Genomic DNA, 20,147 nt, shown 5'->3' on the forward strand with positions numbered 1-20,147 from the left:
CATATGAATCTTTCTAATGAGTTGTTTTGTCGCTTTTCATTATAGGTCATATGGGACTTTTTTTCTACAACAAAATAGGCTCCATAATATCTATAGGGGATTTACCCACTACAAATATTATAGAGCCGCATTATGAAAAGTCATCTTCGGATGGCTTTTTGTTTGTATATAAAGGTAAACTGACAAAGATTTTATGCTATAATCAAGGAGAATGATATCGCATGGAGGAAAGAATCTTGGAAAAGAAAATAGTAAAAGATATCTTGTTTTTGTCGCAGGTATCCCAGCCTGCTAGTCAGGAAGATTTACCCCTAGCAAAGGATTTGCAGGATACTCTACAGGCCAACCGAGAAACCTGTGTTGGACTAGCGGCCAATATGATTGGGGTACAAAAGCGCGTCATTATTTTTAATATCGGAATGATTCCCATGGTTATGTTTAATCCAGTTCTCAAATCTTTTGAAGGGTCATACGAAACAGAGGAAGGTTGTTTGTCTTTGACAGGAGTGAGACCAACAACTCGGTATGAAAAAATTACAGTAAGCTACAGAGACATCCATTGGCAAGAGCAAACCATTATCCTGACAGGATTTCCTGCTCAGATTTGTCAGCATGAATTGGATCATTTGGAAGGGATTATCATATAGGCTTTGTATCCCAGATCAGGGTACATCCTTCAAGCTTAAGGAAACAACCTCGTTTTTCTTGCACTCTTGTTTGAAATTTGTGATAATGAAAGAAAGAATAATAAATGGAGGACAGTCAAATGGGATTTTATCTGATGATTGGTTCGATGTTGCTTGGTCTTTTCGCTTTGAAGATAGGATTTTCTCATCTAAAGGAGAAAAAGTTTAATCTGTCATCTATCTTGGCAAGCTGCCTTGGGACAGCACTAGTTCTCTTTGCAATCTGGTTAGGATTGCAAAAATAAGGAAAGAAGAGTCTGGGACAAAAGTCCTAGCCTCTCAATTGTCTTTGGATTGTCGAGCAAGACGCAGTGGTTGAGTGGGCTCTACTACGCTGATTTCATCAGCTTTTACAACCCTACTCAACTGTGCGGAGGTGGGACGACGAAATCGAATTCTAACGAATTACCGATTTCTGTCCCACTCTCTTTTAAGTACAAATCCTTGGTAGTCCTAAAAAAATATGCTACACTAACACTATGAAAATTCTAATCCCAACTGCAAAAGAAATGAATACCGAAATCCCTAGTTTAGAGGCTAGGCCATTACGTCCTGAAAGTCAGGCAGTGCTGTATGAATTGGCCAGATATTCTGCCCAAGAGCTGGAAAGTTTTTACAAAATTTCTGCTGAAAAAGCACAAGAGGAGTATGACCATATCCAGGCTTTGAAAAATGGAACGGCTACAAACTATCCAGCCTTGCACCTCTTTGATGGACTCATGTATCGCAACATCAAACGGGACAATCTAAGCAAGGCTGAACAAGCCTATCTGGTGAAACACCTCATGATAACGTCAGCTCTCTATGGTGTGATCCCAGCCTTTGCGCCGATTGCACCTCACAGACTGGACTTTTTGATGAAGCTTAAAGTTGCTGGGAAAAGCCTGAAAAATCATTGGCAGGTGGCCTATGAAGAGTCAATGAAAGACCAGAAGTTAATCTTTTCACTCTTGTCTTCAGAGTTTGAAACTGTCTTTCCTAAAGAAATCCGTGAGAAAATGGTGACCTTCAAGTTTATGGAAGAAAGAGATGGAAAACTAAAAATCCACTCAACCATTTCTAAAAAAGCTAGAGGGGCTTTCTTAACAGCCTTGATGGAAAATCAGGTAACCTCGATTGAAGAGATTAAAAAGCTCAGCTTTGCGGGTTTCAATTATCGAGAAGACCTGTCTAGTGACAAGGAAATGGTCTTTGTAAAATAGATAGAAAATAGATCCTGTCCTAAATTGTATCAGGGCAGGCTTTTTTATGATTTGATGCTTCTATTTTTAGTTTAGAATGGTAGGAATTTTCTCACAATTTTGGTATAATAGGACTATTAGAAAATTTCAAGGAGACAAACATGTCAGTTAAGATTGCTTTACTTGGATTTGGTACAGTAGCCAGTGGTGTGCCATTCTTGCTAAAGGAAAATAAAGAAAAAATTGTTCAAGCAGCACATTCAGAAATTGAAGTAGCCAAGGTTTTGGTCAAAGACGATGAAGAGAAAGCACGCTTGCTTGAAGCAGGAAATGATTTTAATTTTGTAACAAATATCGATGAAATCTTGTCAGACAAAGACATTATGATCGTTGTTGAGTTGATGGGACGTATCGAGCCTGCTAAAACTTTTATTACTCGTGCCTTAGAAGCAGGGAAACATGTCGTGACAGCCAACAAGGACCTTTTGGCTGTTCATGGTGCAGAATTGCTTGAGATTGCCAAAGCTCATAATGTTGCTCTTTACTATGAAGCAGCTGTTGCGGGAGGAATTCCAATCCTTCGTACCTTGGTTAACTCACTAGCATCAGACAAAATCACACGTGTTCTTGGTGTTGTCAACGGAACATCTAACTTCATGATGACTAAAATGGTAACCGAAGGTTGGTCTTACGAGGATGCTTTAGCAGAAGCCCAACGACTTGGCTTTGCTGAGAGCGACCCAACCAATGACGTTGACGGGATTGATGCAGCCTACAAGATGGTCATCCTCAGCCAGTTTGCTTTTGGAATGAATGTCAAATTTGAAGATGTGGCCCATCAAGGAATCCGCAACATCACTCCAGAGGATGTGGCAGTTGCCCAAGATCTTGGGTATGTGGTTAAATTAGTAGGTTCTATCGAAGAAACACCATCTGGAATCGCTGCCGAGGTTACACCAACCTTCCTTCCTAAGGCTCACCCACTTGCAAGTGTCAATGGTGTCATGAATGCAGTCTTTGTGGAGTCTATTGGTATCGGTGAATCTATGTACTACGGACCAGGTGCCGGACAAAAACCAACTGCGACGAGTGTCGTAGCTGATATCGTTCGTATCGTTCGTCGTTTGAATGACAGTACAATTGGAAAAGCCTTCAACGAATATCATCGTGACCTTGTTTTGGCTCAGCCAGAAGATGTCAAAGCCAACTACTATTTCTCAATCTTGGCTCCAGATTCAAAAGGTCAAGTCTTGAAATTGGCTGAGCTCTTTAATGCAGAAGATATTTCCTTCAAGCAAATCTTGCAAGATGGTAAGCAAGAAGGCAAGGCTCGTGTTGTCATCATCACTCATAAAATCAACAAGGCACAACTTGAAAATATTACAGCAGCTTTGAAGGGTGTAGCTGAATTTGAACTTCTCAACACCTTCAAGGTTTTAGGAGACTAAGATGAAGATTATTGTACCTGCTACAAGTGCCAATGTGGGTCCAGGTTTTGACTCGGTTGGTGTAGCTGTAACGAAGTATCTAGAAATTCAGGTTTGTGAAGAACGTGAAGAATGGATGATCGAGCACCAATTAGGTAAATGGATTCCACGTGATGAACGTAATCTTTTGCTGAAGATTGCTCTACAAATTGTTCCAGACTTACAACCAAGACGTCTGAAGATGGTCAGCGATATTCCTCTTGCACGTGGGCTAGGTTCATCGAGCTCGGTCATCGTTGCAGGGATTGAACTAGCAAACCAACTTGGAAATTTGAAGCTAAGCCAGCATGAAAAATTGCAATTGGCGACTAAGATCGAAGGGCATCCTGACAATGTTGCGCCGGCTATCTATGGTAATCTGGTCATTGCGAGCTCAGTCGAAGATCAGGTTTCAGCAGTGGTAGCACCCTTCCCAGAGTGTGCTTTCCTAGCTTATATTCCAAACTATGAATTGCGAACTCGCGATAGTCGTGGTGTCTTGCCTAAGAAATTATCATACAAGGAAGCTGTTGCAGCAAGTTCTATCGCCAATGTGGCTATCGCAGCTCTACTGACAGGAGATATGGTCAAAGCTGGCCAAGCTATCGAGAGTGACCTTTTCCACGAGCGTTATCGTCAAGATTTGGTGCGAGAATTTGCGACAATTAAAAAAGTTGCTAAGAGAAACGGTGCTTATGCGACCTACTTGTCTGGTGCTGGGCCTACGGTCATGGTTCTAGCTGAGCCTGATAAGATGCCGAAGATTAAGGCAGAGCTTGAAAAACAACCGTTCAAAGGCAAGCTTCATGATTTGCAAGTAGACACACAAGGCGTGCGCGTTGAAGAAAAATAAATATAGCGATAGGATGGGGAAACTCTCTATTAGAGGGCTTCCTATCCTTTTTTTGAAAATGAAAGATGGGATATGAAATGTTTCCCACTTTTGCTGACCGATAGATGGTCAAGGGGGTATGAGATGGCAGAAATATATCTAGCAGGTGGTTGCTTTTGGGGCTTGGAGGAATACTTTTCCCGTATTTCTGGAGTGTTGCAAACCAGTGTTGGTTATGCTAATGGTCAGGTAGAAACTACCAATTATCAATTAATTAAAGAAACAGATCACGCAGAGACTGTGCAAGTTATCTATGATGAAAAGACAGTGTCGCTCCGTGAGATTTTGCTTTATTATTTCCGAGTCATTGATCCTTTATCTTTCAACCAACAAGGGAATGACCGTGGTCGTCAGTACCGCACAGGGATTTATTACCTAGATGAAAAGGATTTACCGACTATCTATGCTCTTGTCCAAGAGCAGGAGCGCATGCTCGGTCGCAAGATAGCGGTAGAAGTGGAGAAACTCCGTCACTATATCCTGGCTGAAGACTATCACCAAGACTACCTCAAGAAAAATCCTGGTGGTTATTGCCACATTGATGTGAGAGATGCTGAAAAACCACTGATAGATGCCGCCAACTATGAAAAGCCTAGTCAGGCAACGTTACGAGAAAATTTGTCAGAAGAGTCCTACCGTGTCACCCAAGAAGCTGCTACGGAAGCTCCCTTTAGCAATGCCTATGATCAAACCTTTGAGGAAGGAATTTATGTCGATATCACGACGGGAGAGCCCCTCTTCTTTGCTAAGGACAAGTTTGCCTCAGGCTGTGGTTGGCCAAGCTTTAGCCGACCTATCTCCAAGGAACTCATCCATTACTATCAGGACTTGAGTCACGGTATGGAGCGTATCGAAGTTCGGTCACGTTCGGGGAATGCCCACTTGGGACATGTCTTTACAGACGGACCTCAGGAACTAGGTGGTTTACGCTATTGTATCAATTCTGCCTCTCTACGATTCATTGCTAAGGATGAAATGGAAGAGGCTGGTTATGGCTACCTACTTCCATATTTGAACAAATAAAAAGATGGTGGTTTTTCCACCTTCTTCATTTTGAAAATAGAAGGGACATATGAAACAATTACTTTCTTACTTTAAACCCTACCTCAAGGAGTCTTTCCTAGCACCTCTGTTTAAACTGCTAGAAGCCGTTTTTGAACTCTTGGTACCCATGGTGATAGCTGGAATTGTTGACCAATCCATCCCTCAAAAAGATCAGGGTCATCTGTGGATGCAAATGGGCCTCCTCTTTGTTTTTGCAGTCATCGGTGTCCTAGTCGCCTTAGTGGCCCAATTTTACTCAGCCAAGGCAGCGGTTGGATTTGCCAAGGAGTTGACCAATGACCTCTATCGTCATATTCTTTCATTGCCCAAGGATAGTAGAGACCGTTTAACGACTTCGAGTTTGGTGACGCGTTTGACATCAGATACCTATCAGATTCAAACGGGAATCAATCAATTCTTGCGCTTATTTTTAAGGGCTCCTATTATTGTTTTCGGTGCCATTTTTATGGCTTATCGTCTCTCGCCTGAATTGACCTTCTGGTTTTTGGTCATGGTTGTCATTTTGTCCTTTGTCATTGTCGTGTTATCACGCTTGGTTAATCCTCTTTACAGTAGCTTGAGAAAGAAAACAGACCAGCTGGTTCAGGAAACACGCCAACAGATACAAGGGATGCGTGTGATTCGTGCCTTTGGCCAAGAAAAACGAGAAATCGAGAACTTTCAAGTACTCAATCAAGTCTATACAGCTATCCAAATGAAAACAGGCTACTGTTCCAGTCTCTTGACCCCCTTAACCTATTTGATCGTAAATGGAACTTTGCTGGTGATTATCTGGAATGGTTATATTTCTATCCAGGGAGGCTGGCTCAGTCAAGGTGCCTTGATTGCCTTAATCAACTATCTCCTACAAATCTTGGTAGAGTTGATAAAACTAGCCCTGCTCATTAATTCACTCAACCAGTCCTATATTTCTGCCAAGCGGATTGAAGAAGTATTTGCTGAAGAACCTGAAGATATTCGTTCTGAGATTCAAGCAGGAAAAATGCCTGAGAATCAAGTTCTACATGTTCATCACTTGAGCTTTACCTACCCAGATGCTGCTCAACCTTCTCTGAGAGATATTTCTTTTAGAATGAAAGAAGGGGAAATTCTTGGAATCATCGGGGGGACTGGTTCTGGTAAGTCAACCTTGGTCCAGATCCTACTTGGCCTTTATCTGGCAGATAAGGGAAGTATTTCCCTTTATCGAGATGGACGTAGTCCTCGCGATCTTTCTGAATGGCGATCTTGGATGGCCTATGTTCCTCAAAAGGTTGAACTCTTTAAGGGAACCATTCGTTCCAACTTGACTTTGGGTATGGAAGAGCCAGTCTCTGACCAAGAACTCTGGCAGGCTTTAGAAATTGCCCAGGCCAAGGATTTTGTCAGTGACAAGGAAGGTCAGCTGGACGCAGAGGTTCAAGCAGGTGGTCGTAATTTCTCAGGTGGGCAAAAGCAACGTTTATCGATTGCCCGAGCAGTCTTGCGTCGAGCACCATTCCTCATCTTGGATGATGCTACTTCGGCTCTTGATACCATTACTGAGTCCAATCTTCTGAAGGCTGTTCAAGATAAGCTACCAAACACCAGTTTGATCTTGATTTCCCAACGAACTTCAACCTTGAAGATTGCTGATCAAATTCTCCTTTTAGAGAAAGGGGAGCAATTAGCGCATGGAAATCATGAGGAATTGATGGAGACTAGCCAAGTCTATCGTGAAATCAATGCATCCCAACATGGAAAGGAGGACTAGAATGAAAGGCAAACATGCAAGTCAAACCCTTAAACGATTAGCAAAAGATTTAGCTGGCCATCCCGTCCTTCTTTTCCTGGCTTTCTTGGGTACCATTGCTCAGGTAGCCCTATCAATTTATCTACCAATCTTGATAGGACAGGTGATTGACCAAGTCCTAGTCGATGGTTCATCCCAGCTATTTTGGCAGATTTTCCTCCAGATGATTTTGGTGGTTATTGGGAATACGCTGGTACAATGGGCCAATCCTCTCCTCTATAATCGACTGATTTTTTCCTATACCAGAGAATTGCGCGAAAAAATCATTGAAAAGCTCCATCGTCTTCCGATTGCCCTTGTAGATAGACAAGGTAGTGGGGAAATGGTCAGCCGTGTAACGACAGATATCGAGCAGTTGGCAGCGGGTCTGAATATGATTTTCAACCAATTTTTCATAGGAGTTTTGATGATTTTGGTCAGCATCCTTGCTATGCTCCAAATCCATCTATTGATGACTCTCTTGGTTCTGCTCTTAACGCCTCTATCTATGGTCATTTCACGCTTTATCGCTAAGAAATCCTACCATCTCTTTCAAAAGCAGACAGAGACTAGGGGGATTCAGACTCAGTTGATAGAAGAATCGCTCACCCAACAGAATATTATCCAGTCCTTCAATGCTCAGGAAGAATTTATCGAGAGACTTCATGAGGCAAATGATAGCTATGCAGGCTATTCTCAGTCGGCTATCTTTTATTCATCGACAGTCAATCCTTCCACCCGTTTTGTCAATGCCTTCATTTATGCCCTACTAGCTGGTGTTGGAGCCTTGCGCATCATGGCGGGTTCTACTTTGACGGTTGGGCGTTTAGTGACCTTTTTGAACTATGTGCAGCAGTACACCAAGCCCTTTAACGATATTTCATCAGTCTTAGCCGAATTGCAGAGTGCCTTAGCTTGTGCAGAACGTGTTTATGCTGTTCTAAAAAGTCCAGAGGTTACAGAAACTGGTCTTAAAGAATTGAACAGCGACCAAGTCAAGGGAGCTATTTCCTTTAAGCATGTTTCTTTTGGTTACAATCCTGAAAAAATCTTGATCAAGGATTTGTCTATTGATATTCCAGCTGGTAGTAAGGTTGCTATCGTTGGACCAACGGGTGCTGGAAAGTCTACCCTTATCAATCTCCTCATGCGTTTTTACCCGATTAACTCAGGAAATATTTTGCTAGACGGTCATTCTATTTACGACTATACTAGAGCATCTCTTCGACAGCAGTTTGGGATGGTACTTCAAGAAACTTGGCTCAAGCAGGGAACCATTCATGACAATATTGCCTTTGGCAATTCTGATGCTAGCCGAGAGCAGGTCATTGCAGCAGCCAAGGCAGCAAATGCGGATTTCTTTATCCAACAATTGCCACAGGGATATGATACCAAGCTTGAAAATGCAGGGGAATCCTTGTCTGTTGGTCAGGCTCAGCTTTTAACCATTGCCCGTGTCTTTCTAGCCATTCCTAAGATTCTGATCTTAGACGAGGCGACTTCATCCATCGATACCCGGACAGAGGTGCTGGTTCAGGACGCCTTTGCCAAACTCATGAAAGGGCGGACAAGCTTTATCATTGCCCACCGTTTATCGACCATTCAAGATGCTGATTTGATTCTTGTCTTGGTCGATGGAGATATTGTCGAATATGGCAATCATCAGGAACTCATGACGAGAAAAGGCAAATACTATCAAATGCAAGAAGCAGCGGCTTTTAGTCCAGAATAGACTTTGCCTAGTTTCTTAAGCAAATACAAAGTAAAAGTTGCCTTCGGGTGACTTTTTTGTTACAATAGCTAGAAAAATTATCCAGTATGAATACTTATATAGAAAAGGAGCCTAGGGATGAAAGTCTTTCAGCATGTAAATATCGTGACTTGTGACCAAGATTTCCACGTCTATTTGGATGGTATCTTGGCTCTTGAAAATTCTCAAATCGTCTATGTCGGTCAGGAAAATCAAGAGATTCTTAAACAAGCAGATCAAATCATAGACTGTCAGGGTGCCTGGATTATGCCTGGCTTGGTTAACTGCCATACTCACTCTGCCATGACAGGCTTGAGAGGCATTCGTGATGATAGCAATCTCCACGAATGGCTAGAGGACTATATTTGGCCGGCAGAAGCAGAGTTCACACCAGAGATGACCACAAAGGCTGTCAAAGAGGCGCTAACAGAGATGCTCCAATCAGGAACGACAACTTTCAATGATATGTATAATCCCAATGGTGTGGAGATAGAGAAGATTTATGAAGCGATCAAGGCCTCCAAGATGCGTTGCTATTTTTCTCCAACCCTCTTTTCTTCAGATGTGGAGACGACTGATGAGACTATAGCCAGAACGAGTGCTGTTATCGAGACAATCAAAGGATATCGGGATCCCAATTTCAAGGTCATGGTGGCCCCTCATTCGCCCTACAGTTGTAGTCGAGAATTGTTAGAAGCTAGCTTGAACCTAGCAAAAGAAGAAGATATTCCACTCCATATCCACGTTGCAGAAACAAAAGAAGAGTCAGGGATTATCCTGAAACGCTATGGCAAACACCCACTAGCCTTTCTAGATGAACTTGGGTATTTAGACCATAAAGCTGTCTTTGCTCACGGTGTTGAGTTAAATGAAGCAGAAATTACCCGCTTGGCAGATTCGCAAGTCGCTATCGCCCACAATCCTATTAGCAACCTAAAATTAGCTTCAGGAATTGCACCGATTATCCAACTTCAAAAGGCAGGAGTACCAGTTGGTATTGCTACGGACTCTGTTGCTTCTAATAATAATCTTGATATGTTTGAGGAAGGACGCACGGCGGCCCTTTTACAGAAAATGAAGAGCGGTGATGCCAGTCAATTTCCTATTGAAACAGCCCTCAAGGCACTGACGATTGAAGGAGCTAAGGTGTTGGGAATGGAAGATGAGATTGGTAGTCTAGAAGTCGGCAAGCAAGCAGATTTTCTCGTTATCCAACCGCAAGGAAAAATCCATCTCCAACCTCAAGAAAACATGCTGTCTCACCTAGTATATGCTGTCAAATCCAGTGATGTTGATGACGTCTACATTGCAGGTGAGCAAGTCGTGAGAGCAGGGAAGGTACTAACAGTAGATTTGTAAGTGATACTCTTTCTAATTTTTTAAAGCTAGGTCGGTGTTGTCTTGACTTAGTATGCTCTAACAAGTTTATTGAGTTGTGTAGGCTATATAGAAAAAGAAGACTCTGTAAGGTCTTCTTTTTGTTACATAATATTTAATTTGAACATTTTTGAGAGGGATACAGATCTTTATCCTCTTTTAATCTTAGCACGAACTAGGTCAAGCGCATAATGAAGTGTTTTATCTTTGATAAAAAAGAGTGTGATAGCGTAGTAGATGCCACAAGCTGCGATTGTAGAAAGAACCATGCAGATCATATTCATCGTAACTTCGTAGCTATGAACTTGGAAGAGGGTTTTAAAAACAAAATAAATTGGGATGAAACCGAGTGACACGATTGTGTAGCGAGTTAAGGTTGTAAAAATCTCTTTCAAATCCAATAGTTTGTACTTCCTAATAAAGCGAATCTCTAGCAGAACCACAATTGCTTCAGCTAGAACGGTTGTTCCAATGTAGTATTCAGGAGTGAAGATATTATTGAAAAACAGCAAGGAGTTAAATAGAATATTTGCACCACCTCCGATAAAGTAGAAAGCAGTCAAATGATTTTCATGGTCATTGATAAAGATAATTTGTTTAGCAAGGATCAATTCGATGGCCCAGATAATGGTACGAAAGGCAAAGACACTTGTTACAATTCCTGCTTCAAGATATTTCTCAGAAGAGTAAATAACTGTAGCATAGGTTCCCAAAACCATAATACCAATACTGGTAGGAATCATGAGGAAGTAAAAGAGGGATGCGCCCTGATTGACCAAATTTTTATAAGAAGTAAAATCTTTTTTTCCTAGATAATAACCAAGTCGTGGGATGCTGACGTTGATAGCTCCGCTAAGGACACTAGCGATCAGCATAACGATACTGGAGGCGATGGTGTAGTATGAGATGTAATTCTCATCAGGTCCTTTGGTAATAAACATACGGTCTAGCAAGGTATAGAGCATATTAGCATTTGCTAGAAGGAGCATGGTTAAGAGTGGTTTAGATGACTTGAGAAGTTCGATGAACTCAATCTTAACAAAGGAAACCTCTCGTTTAATCCATAGGAAGCTGAGCAGATAGTTGATAATGGTTGTTGCACTCATGATTGTGGCATAGGGAACAATATCATCAGGAGTCTTAACGAAAGCGAAGATAGCGACCAACATTCCAATACGAATAACCAGTGTTTTATAAAGGATAAATGAATAATTCTCATAGGCTTCATTCATCCACTCGATATTCAGAAATTGGAAGAGGGCTTGAATTCCAAGGATATAGTAAAGGATTTTCAGATTGACAATACTAGTATCAAAATGAATAAAGAGGAAATAGATAGCTGTTGTTACAGCTGAAGTAATTAGCGAAATATAGAACAACTTAGAGAAGACATAATTGATCTTGTTTTTGTCATCCTTAACCTTACTGATAGCTCGAATCCCATAATTATAAATCCCAAAGGCAGCGAGTGGAATGACAAAGCTTGCCCAGGTGTTGGCAGTGTTGAAGTAACCGTAATTGGATTTACTAAGAATCCGCGTTAAATAGGGATTAGTAATCAAAGGAAAAACGATATTCAAGATGTTGACCAGCAAGCTAGCCAAAGCATTAACTTTTATATTTTTCATGAAACTTTCTTTCTTATATTCTAAAATAGATACTAGTATTATATCACATTCCAACGCCATTCTTTTGATAAAATCTATGAAATCTTGTATAATAGATAGAACTGAAAGTATGAGGTTACGAACTATGAAAATGAAACAAATCAGTGATACGACATTAAAGATCACCATGTCTTTAGAGGATTTGATGGATCGAGGGATGGAAATCGCAGACTTTCTCGTTCCACAAGAAAAAACAGAAGAATTTTTCTACGCAATTTTGGATGAACTAGAAATGCCAGATAGTTTTTTGGATACAGGCATGCTTAGTTTCCGAGTAACACCGAAGCCTGATAAGGTCGACGTCTTTGTAACTAAGTCTAAGATCGACCAGAATTTGGATTTTGACGATTTGGCAGACCTTCCTGATATGGATGAGTTGGCTAAAATGTCTCCAGATGAGTTTTTGAAAACCTTGGAGAAAACCATGGCAGAAAAAACTAAAGACGATATTGAAGCCATTCAATCTTTAGAACAGGTTGAAAAGGAAGAGGAAGCAGCGCTTGATGAAGTCCTTGAAGTAGAAGAAGGAAAAAGAGAACCGTATATCTACTACATCTTACGTTTTGACAATTTAGCTAGTTTGGTTTCTTTTGCCAAAACGGTTGACTACCAAATGGAGACTTCAGAACTTTACAAAATGAACGACCAATACTATCTAACAGTTTTGGTTGATGTAGAAGATCATCCAAGTCTTTATCCAGCTTGGTTATTGGCTCGCATGCGTGAATTTGCTGATGATAGTGATATCAGCCGTTCAGTTCTCCAAGAATACGGTCAAATCATCATCAACCACGATGCTGTCCAAGGACTCCAAAAAGTTTAATCTAGAAAAAGAGGTTGGGACAAAAGATCCCGACCTCACTTTTTATTAGCAATCAAACTTTGACGCGGTAGATGATTGAACTTTTTGTTCGTCTTTTATACTCTTTGAAAATCAAATTCAAACCACGTCAGCGTCACCTTGCCGTACTCAGGTACAGCCTGCGGCTAGCTTCCTAGTTTGCTATTTGATTTTCATTGAGTATTAGACTCCAAAAAGCTCCTAATCATCCTCGCGGGGCTGGGACTACGAAATCGAGACTTTGTCTATCGATTTCTGTCCCACCCCCCGCCTTTTGTTATCTTCTCTGTAAAATCTATTTTTTAAAAATTGGATACAGTTTGTATTCAAAAAATTGCTATATTATAATTTGATAGCAGAATTAAAATTTTAGCATAATTTCATGAAAATTTTCTGAATGGACAAAGGTTAGTACGAAGTAGAAAAAAAGTCCAAAAAATAAGGTAAATTAGTAGCTTAAAAGTAAGAAATGGGGTAGAATGGAGGAAGTTACTTTCGGTAGTTTAGAATCGAATTGACTGACAAATCTTTTAGGTGTAAATGTTGCTACAGCAACGATTTTACTAAACTATTATATTTTTTTTGTTTTCAAAGTATAATTTTAGTTTATATTTGAAAATAGATAAAATTTGAATCAGTTTTTGAAAAGAGCCCTCATATAGTTTTTGAATCCTAGCAATTGGTATTCCTATGTCTTCCAATCTTGCTAAAATTGATGAAAAACGATATGATAGAATGAAAAAAGCGAGGTGAAATATGGACCAAAGACGGATTCAAATAGAAACACAGCAGATTCTTGAAGATGTACTAGACAAGGCTTCTTTACAGGAGGGAGCACTATTTGTCTTGGGTTTGTCTTCGAGTGAAGTGCTGGGAGGACACATCGGAAAAGATTCGAGTCAGGAAATCGGTGAACTTATTGTCAAGACTATGTTGGAACTGTTGACGGCTAAGGGAATTCACCTGGCTGTTCAAGGTTGTGAACATGTCAATCGGGCTTTAGTTGTTGAACGAGAAGTAGCTATAAAACATCAGTTGGAGATTGTGAGTGTACTCCCGACCTTACATGCAGGAGGTTCTGGTCAATTGGCCGCCTTTCGCTATATGAAGGATCCCGTGGAGGTCGAATTTATCAGGGCAGATGCTGGTCTAGACATTGGTGATACAGCTATCGGTATGCATATCAAACATGTTCAGGTACCCATTCGACCAGTCTTAAGAGAGATTGGTCTGGCTCATGTGACAGCACTTGCTAGTCGACCAAAACTCATTGGAGGGGCGCGTGCTCAATATCCAATAGATCACATTAGAAAGATTTAAAATGAAAAACAGAAAAATGCAGTTTGATAGAGTCATTAAATACTCTATTCGGAAGTTCTCAGTTGGTGTAGGTTCTGCGGTTATCGGGACATTTCTTTTGGGGGCAAATAACTTTTTAGTTGAAACTGTTGCAGCTAACGAAGTAGCGACACCTAGCCAAGTTCATTACCGTTATTTGGCTGAGCAAGAATTGACAGAAGCAGAAAAAGCTTTAATCCATCGCGAACTTCCTTCTGATTTAAAGCAAGATGATGTTGTCTATCTTGTTTACAGAAAGAAGGAAGTGAATTCTCAACAATTGCCGAACACTGGAAGCGAGGAGTTAGCACTGGCAACTCTTGGATTTGCAACAGCGTCTTTGGTTGTTGTGGTGATGTCTAAAAAACACCGCAATAAAATGTTGGGTCTTCTCTTTATTGGAGCGCTAGGTGGTAGTTACTTTATCCCTCAGTCAGCTCAAGCATTTGAGAATAAAATCCTAGTGTCCTACAATCAAACGATTGCAGCAAGTAGTCAAGAGGACTTGGCAAAAGGTGTCATTCAAATCGAAGGATACGAATACGTCGGTTACTTTAAAGCATCAGATTTCCAAGACCAACCAGAGAAAATTGCTACTGCTAAAGGAACTCAAGAAGTAGGCCATGAAGGTGAATCTCTGGTTCAGCCAGAATTGCCAGCTTATACAGGCGAGCTTACAGCCAAAGGAACCCAAGAAGAGGGCCACGAAGGCGAATCCCTAGTTCAGCCAGAATTGCCAGCCTATACAGGCGAACTTAGCGCTAAAGGCACCCAAGAAGAGGGCCACGAAGGCGAATCTTTGGTTCAGCCAGCATTGCCAGCCTACACCGGCGAGCTTACAGCCAAAGGAACCCAAGAAGAGGGTCACGAAGGCGAATCCCTAGTTCAGCCAGCATTGCCAGTCTATACCAGCGAACTTAGCGCTAAAGGCACTCAAGAATCAGGCCACGAAGGCGAATCTTTGGTTCGACCAGAGTTGCCAGCCTACACCGGTGAGATTAGCGCTAAAGGAACTCAAGAAGAAGGCCACGAAGGTGAATCACTGGTTCAACCAGAAGCCCCAGCCTACACCGGCGAGATTACATCCAAAGGTACTCAAGAATCAGGCCACGAAGGCGAATCTTTGGTTCAACCAGAATTGCCAGCCTACACCGGTGAGATTAGCGCTAAAGGAACTCAAGAAGAAGGCCACGAAGGTGAATCACTGGTTCAACCAGAAGCCCCAGCCTACACCGGCGAGATTACATCCAAAGGTACTCAAGAATCAGGCCACGAAGGCGAATCTTTGGTTCAACCAGAATTGCCAGCCTACACCGGCGAGCATAGTGCTAAAGGCACGCAAGAAGAAGGCCATGAAGGCGAATCTCTTGTTCAGCCAGAAGTCCCAGCTTATACAGGTGAGCTTACAGCCAAAGGAACTCAAGAAGCAGGTCACGAAGGTGAATCCCTAGTTCAGCCAGAGTTGCCAGCGTATGAAGTAGCTGAAGCAACTGTCACAGAAACTGAAACAGTAGCAGTTCCATATACAAAGGAGTATGTAGCTGATGATACTCGTTACACTGATGAAGAAACAGTGATTCAAAACGGTCAAGCAGGAAGTCAGCTGATCCATCGTGTCTATAAGACAGTCAATGGCCAAAAAGTTGGGGACCCAATTAGCACGAGTACAGAAACTGTTAAGGCGCCAGTAAACGAAAAAATTAGTCGTGGTACCAAGGCTATTGAAGGTCAAGTTGAAGAAGTTTCATTTGAAGAAATTCCTTTCGAGACAAGAACAGAAGTAGACAGCACTCTTCCGAAGGGAACAGAAGTTGTTGCTCAAGCTGGTCAAAACGGTAAGAAAAAGATTACCAAAGTCTATAAGACTCTTAAAGGCGTGAAAACTGCAGATGCTCCAACGATTTCAGAGGAAGTTGTTGAAGCAGTTCAAGATCGTCTCATTAAGAAAGGTGATCAAATCCTGACTGAGCCAACGTTGACCCTCACTCATATAGATAAAGAAGAATTAGAGCGTAGTGCCAAGGTTCGTTACCAATTGGTTAAACCAACAGGTGTAACCATTAAATCTCTTGAAGTTGTCTTGAAAGATGGTGATACTAGCCTTCAAACAGTCAACATGTCTGAGGGAGACCTGACTGCAAATCTTACAAACTTGAAATACTACAAGGACTACAAGATTGCGACCAAGATGGTTTACGATCGTGGAAATGGGAATGAAGAAGTTGTTCTTGCGGAAGAACCACTAAGACTCGACCTCAAAAAAGTCGAAGTTAAAAACATTAAGGAAACAAGCCTTATCAGTGTTGATGACCAAGGTGTAGAAACTGATAATAGTCTCTTGTCAGCAAAACCATCAGATGTTAAACCTTATTACTTGAAAGTGACTACTCATGATAACAAGGTGACAAAACTTGCTGTTGATAAGATTGAAGAAGTCACAGTTGATGGTAAAGCATTGTTCAAAGTCACTGCTAAAGCACCAGACCTAGTCCAACGTAACGCAGATAATCAGTTTACAGAGGAATATGTCCATTACTTTGCTAAACCAAAAGCCCATGAAGGTGATGTTTATTACGATTTCAATGACCTTGTAAAAGCAATGCAGGCCAATCCTACTGGTACCTTTAAGCTTGGTAGCAGTATGAATGCAAGTAACGTTCAAGCAGCTGGCAAGTCTTATGTAACCAATGCCTTCAAGGGAACATTGGAAAGTACAGAAGGTAATAAATTTGCCATCCATAACATTACGAGACCATTGTTTGGTAACATTGAAGGTGGTACTGTCAAGAATCTCTTGCTTGAAAATGTCAACATTGACATGCCTGGATTTGATCGAGTAGCACCAATCGCAAATGTTATCAAAAATAATGCGACTGTCGAGAATGTTAAAGTAACAGGTAATGTTATCGGGGGCAACGATGTAGCTGGTATTATCAATAAAATTGATGGTAGTGGTAAGGTAAGTAATGTTGCCTTTATCGGTAAGATTCACGCTGCTGGAAATAAAGGTTGGTACTTAGCAGGTGTTCTAGGTGAAAACTGGAAAGGTATCGTAGAAAAAGCCTACGTTGATGCTGAAATTACTGGTAACAAGGCAAAAGCTGCAGGATTAGTTTATTCTTCTCAAAATGGTGGAGATAACAATACACTAGGAAGAGAAGGTGTTCTCAGAAATTCAGTTGCTAAAGGTTCTATCGAGCTGAAAGAAGCTGTTCAATCTGGTGGCTTGCTGGGTACCAACTGGGCCTTGGGTGCTATTGAAGATAACATCACCATGATGAAAGTCAAAACAGGTGAGATGGTCTTTGGTCACTCTGATATTGACGCCGATGATTACTTCACGTATTCAAGAACAAAACGTAACTTTAGTGTTGAGGGAGTAAGTGAGGGTAATAAATCTTATAAGAATTCTCGCAAGATTCCTAGCATCTCACAAGAAGAAGCTGACAAGAAGATTGAAGCAATGGGAATCACTGCTGATAAATTTGAAAGCACCAAACCTGTTGAAGACAAACTTAATAACATTGTCAACAAAGCTGATCAATACAAAACAATCGATGGTTACGACGCTTCTCGTGAACTTGCCTACCGTAATATCGAAAAATTGCAACCATTCTACAACAAAGAGTGGATTGTTAACCAAGGAAACAAATTGGCTGCAGGAAGTCCTCTCTTGACCAAGGAAGTCTTGTCTGTTACTGCCATGAAGGGCAATGCTTTTGTAACAGAATTGGCTGATGCCGACCATATTATGGTTCATTATGGTGATAAGACCAAAGACATCTTTACTGTTTCGCTGAAAGAATCTAAGGTCAAACAAGTCAAAGAGTACAGCATTGCTGAACTTGGAGAAGTTGTTTACACTCCGAACATGGTTGACAAAGACCGTAGCGATCTTATCAATACTATCGTTGAAAAATTAAGTCCAGTTGAATTGCAATCAGATCCTATCTACACACACCTAGGTAGAACAGGACCAAATAAAGTTAACGCTATAAAAGATCTTTACCTCGAAGAAACCTTCAAAGAAGTCAAGGATAATTTGGCTAAATTTGTGAAACAGTTGCTTGAAAATGAAGATCATCAATTAAACACAGATGAAGCTGCTAAACGTGCCTTGATCAAGAAGATTGATGACAACAAGGCAGCGGTTCTTCTTGGTTTGTCTTACCTCAATCGTTACTACGGAGTTAAGTTTGATAACTTTAATATCAAGCAACTTATGTTGTTCAAACCAGACTTCTATGGTAAAAATGTAAGTGTGTTAGACTTCTTGATTCAGATTGGTTCTAAAGAAAGTAACATTAAAGGTGATAGAACTTTAGAAGCTTATCGCGAAGCTATCGGTGGAGTTATCGGTATCAGCGAGTTAAATAGTTTCTTAGACTATAATATGCGTCTATTCACAAATGATACAAACTTGAACGATTGGTTTATCAAAGCAACCAAAGACAATGTTTATATCGTTGAACCAGTAACAACAACTCCTGAGTTTGCTGATAAGAAACACAGAGCTTATGAAGGATTAAACAATGATATGCACGGTAAGATGATCTTGCCACTCTTGAACTTAAAAGATGCCCATATGTTCTTGATTTCAACTTACAATACAATGGCTTATAGTTCATTCGAGAAATATGGTAAGTATACTGAAGCAGAACGTAATGCCTTTAAAGCTGAAATCGATAAGGTTGCAAAAGGTCAACAGAATTATCTAGACTTCTGGTCACGTCTATCAATCGATAAAGTTCGTAATCAACTTTTGAAGAGCAACAACATGGTTCCAACACCTGTTTTGGATAACCAAAACTATAAAGATATTAGTACTGATAAATATGGTCACACTAATAGTGGTAAAGATGTGGCGCCTATCCGTGAATTATACGGACCTACAGGACGTTATCATGCGACTGACTGGCGTATGGGAGCTGTGGCTCGCGTTTATCAGAATCCATATAAAGATGATTCTGTCTTCTTCATGGTTACGGACATGATTAGTGACTTTGGGGTTTCTGCCTTTACCCACGAAACAACTCACGTAAATGATCGTATGGTCTACTTGGGTGGTTCAAGACACCGTGAAGGAACAGATCTTGAAGCATTTGCACAAGGAATGTTGCAAACTCCATCAGTATCAAATCCAAATGGTGAATACAAAGCCCTAGGTCTCAACATGGCTTATGAACGTCCAAACGATGGCAATCAATGGTACAACACAAATCCAAATGACCTTAAATCTCGTGAAGAAATTGATCGTTACATGAAGGGCTATAATGACACCCTCATGCTTCTGGATTATCTTGAAGGAGAAGCTGTCCTCGATAAAGGAAATCAAGATTTAAACAACGCTTGGTTCAAGAAGGTTGATAAGCAGTACAGAGGAAATAACACCAAGAACCAATTCGATAAGGTTCGACCTTTAAGTGATGGGGAAAAAGCTATTCCTTTACGTACAGTAGATGACTTAGTAACCAATAACTTTATGACTAACCGTGGTCCAGGTAACAGAGTTTACAACCCAACTGACTTTGATTCTGCTTATGTTAATGTTCCAATGATGACAGGTATCTATGGTGGAAATACCAGTGAAGGTGCTCCTGGAGCTATGTCATTTAAACACAATACCTTCAGAATCTGGGGTTACTATGGCTACGAAAAAGGCTTCCTAAACTATGCTTCTAACATGCTAAAAGCTGAATCTAAAAAAGCTGGTAAAGATACTTTAGGTGATGACTTCATCATTAATAAGATTTCTGAAGGAAAATTCAACAATCTTGAAGATTGGAAGAAAGCATACTTCAATGAAGTTGTAACAAGCGCTAAAAAAGGAATTCAATCTATTGAAATTGATGGTAAAACATACAATAGCTATGAAGACTTGAAACGTGCATTTGCTGAAGCAGTTGATAAAGATAAGGCTACTCTAAGTAAGGGATCTGTCAAATTTGACAACACCGTTTCACTTAAAGAAAAAGTCTTCAAGAAACTTCTTCAACAAACAGATAGCTTTAAAATTTCAATCTTTAAATAATCCAAAGCTCTCATCTGCTTAGCAGGTGGGAGTTTTTGTACCCAAGAAGGTGCAATATTTTCCAAACAGATTTCAAGTATTTTTAGGATGGTAGGTATATAAT

At 40.8% G+C, this 20,147-nt stretch carries 14 protein-coding genes; 13 read left to right on the plus strand and 1 reads right to left on the minus strand.

What is annotated here, in order from left to right; all coding sequences use genetic code 11:
• The first annotated feature begins 236 nt into the window (after positions 1–236).
• The 10 genes from QM917_RS00905 to QM917_RS00950 all read left to right on the plus strand — a co-directional run bounded on the left by QM917_RS00905 (position 237) and on the right by QM917_RS00950 (position 10,149).
• Positions 237–647, plus strand: coding sequence for a peptide deformylase (locus QM917_RS00905; RefSeq protein WP_414284507.1), 411 nt, complete (start codon positions 237–239; stop codon positions 645–647).
• A gap of 85 nt (positions 648–732) precedes the next feature.
• Complete coding sequence (locus QM917_RS00910) at positions 733–855, plus strand: hypothetical protein (protein ID WP_265586419.1); 123 nt, start codon at positions 733–735, stop codon at positions 853–855.
• Positions 797–931: a DUF3953 domain-containing protein gene (locus QM917_RS00915; RefSeq protein WP_414284508.1), complete on the plus strand. Its 135-nt coding sequence runs from the start codon at positions 797–799 to the stop codon at positions 929–931. The genes QM917_RS00910 and QM917_RS00915 overlap by 59 nt, the downstream gene beginning before the upstream one ends.
• Before the next feature lie 234 nt (positions 932–1,165).
• Positions 1,166–1,888, plus strand: a complete 723-nt coding sequence (gene yaaA, locus QM917_RS00920; RefSeq protein ID WP_414284378.1) for a peroxide stress protein YaaA — start codon at positions 1,166–1,168, stop codon at positions 1,886–1,888.
• Positions 1,889–2,028: 140 nt separating this feature from the next.
• Positions 2,029–3,315, plus strand: a complete 1,287-nt coding sequence (locus tag QM917_RS00925) for a homoserine dehydrogenase (protein WP_414284379.1) — start codon at positions 2,029–2,031, stop codon at positions 3,313–3,315.
• Between the two features lies 1 nt (position 3,316).
• A complete protein-coding gene (thrB, locus tag QM917_RS00930; RefSeq protein ID WP_414284381.1) occupies positions 3,317–4,186 on the plus strand; it encodes a homoserine kinase in 870 nt (289 codons plus the stop codon).
• A gap of 123 nt (positions 4,187–4,309) precedes the next feature.
• A complete protein-coding gene (msrB, locus tag QM917_RS00935) occupies positions 4,310–5,248 on the plus strand; it encodes a peptide-methionine (R)-S-oxide reductase MsrB (protein WP_414284383.1) in 939 nt (312 codons plus the stop codon).
• 49 nt (positions 5,249–5,297) lie between these two features.
• Positions 5,298–7,022, plus strand: a complete 1,725-nt coding sequence (locus tag QM917_RS00940) for an ABC transporter ATP-binding protein (RefSeq protein ID WP_414284385.1) — start codon at positions 5,298–5,300, stop codon at positions 7,020–7,022.
• A 1-nt stretch (position 7,023) separates the two neighbouring features.
• Positions 7,024–8,772, plus strand: a complete 1,749-nt coding sequence (locus QM917_RS00945) for an ABC transporter ATP-binding protein (RefSeq protein WP_414284387.1) — start codon at positions 7,024–7,026, stop codon at positions 8,770–8,772.
• A gap of 117 nt (positions 8,773–8,889) precedes the next feature.
• A complete protein-coding gene (locus QM917_RS00950; protein ID WP_414284388.1) occupies positions 8,890–10,149 on the plus strand; it encodes a TRZ/ATZ family protein in 1,260 nt (419 codons plus the stop codon).
• 167 nt (positions 10,150–10,316) lie between these two features.
• On the opposite strand, the gene QM917_RS00955 is transcribed toward QM917_RS00950, so the two are convergent.
• The gene (locus QM917_RS00955; RefSeq protein WP_414284389.1) at positions 10,317–11,795 is read right to left on the minus strand and encodes an oligosaccharide flippase family protein; all 1,479 of its coding nucleotides are present in this window, start codon (positions 11,793–11,795) and stop codon (positions 10,317–10,319) included.
• Positions 11,796–11,919: 124 nt separating this feature from the next.
• Between QM917_RS00955 and mecA the strand changes: the two genes are divergently transcribed.
• The 3 genes from mecA to QM917_RS00970 all read left to right on the plus strand — a co-directional run bounded on the left by mecA (position 11,920) and on the right by QM917_RS00970 (position 20,044).
• Positions 11,920–12,657 (plus strand): adaptor protein MecA, encoded by a 738-nt coding sequence (mecA, locus tag QM917_RS00960; protein ID WP_315639738.1) that lies wholly within the window; start codon positions 11,920–11,922, stop codon positions 12,655–12,657.
• Between the two features lie 774 nt (positions 12,658–13,431).
• Complete coding sequence (locus QM917_RS00965) at positions 13,432–13,995, plus strand: TIGR01440 family protein (RefSeq protein WP_153225322.1); 564 nt, start codon at positions 13,432–13,434, stop codon at positions 13,993–13,995.
• 1 nt (position 13,996) lies between these two features.
• Positions 13,997–20,044, plus strand: a complete 6,048-nt coding sequence (locus tag QM917_RS00970) for a ZmpA/ZmpB/ZmpC family metallo-endopeptidase (RefSeq protein WP_414284391.1) — start codon at positions 13,997–13,999, stop codon at positions 20,042–20,044.
• The last annotated feature ends 103 nt before the right edge of the window (positions 20,045–20,147 follow it).

Origin of the sequence: Streptococcus infantis (assembly GCF_047460685.1) — a bacterium.
GTDB lineage: Bacteria > Bacillota > Bacilli > Lactobacillales > Streptococcaceae > Streptococcus > Streptococcus infantis_AD.

Excerpts from the sequence above, each read along its gene's own strand:
- QM917_RS00910 (WP_265586419.1), top strand. The coding sequence starts at position 733 with ATGAAAGAAAGAATAATAAATGGAGGACAGTCAAATGGGATTTTATCT.
- yaaA (WP_414284378.1), top strand. The coding sequence starts at position 1,166 with ATGAAAATTCTAATCCCAACTGCAAAAGAAATGAATACCGAAATCCCT.
- QM917_RS00925 (WP_414284379.1), top strand. The coding sequence starts at position 2,029 with ATGTCAGTTAAGATTGCTTTACTTGGATTTGGTACAGTAGCCAGTGGT.
- thrB (WP_414284381.1), top strand. The coding sequence starts at position 3,317 with ATGAAGATTATTGTACCTGCTACAAGTGCCAATGTGGGTCCAGGTTTT.
- msrB (WP_414284383.1), top strand. The coding sequence starts at position 4,310 with ATGGCAGAAATATATCTAGCAGGTGGTTGCTTTTGGGGCTTGGAGGAA.
- QM917_RS00940 (WP_414284385.1), top strand. The coding sequence starts at position 5,298 with ATGAAACAATTACTTTCTTACTTTAAACCCTACCTCAAGGAGTCTTTC.
- QM917_RS00945 (WP_414284387.1), top strand. The coding sequence starts at position 7,024 with ATGAAAGGCAAACATGCAAGTCAAACCCTTAAACGATTAGCAAAAGAT.
- QM917_RS00950 (WP_414284388.1), top strand. The coding sequence starts at position 8,890 with ATGAAAGTCTTTCAGCATGTAAATATCGTGACTTGTGACCAAGATTTC.
- QM917_RS00955 (WP_414284389.1), bottom strand. The coding sequence starts at position 11,795 with ATGAAAAATATAAAAGTTAATGCTTTGGCTAGCTTGCTGGTCAACATC.
- mecA (WP_315639738.1), top strand. The coding sequence starts at position 11,920 with ATGAAAATGAAACAAATCAGTGATACGACATTAAAGATCACCATGTCT.
- QM917_RS00965 (WP_153225322.1), top strand. The coding sequence starts at position 13,432 with ATGGACCAAAGACGGATTCAAATAGAAACACAGCAGATTCTTGAAGAT.
- QM917_RS00970 (WP_414284391.1), top strand. The coding sequence starts at position 13,997 with ATGAAAAACAGAAAAATGCAGTTTGATAGAGTCATTAAATACTCTATT.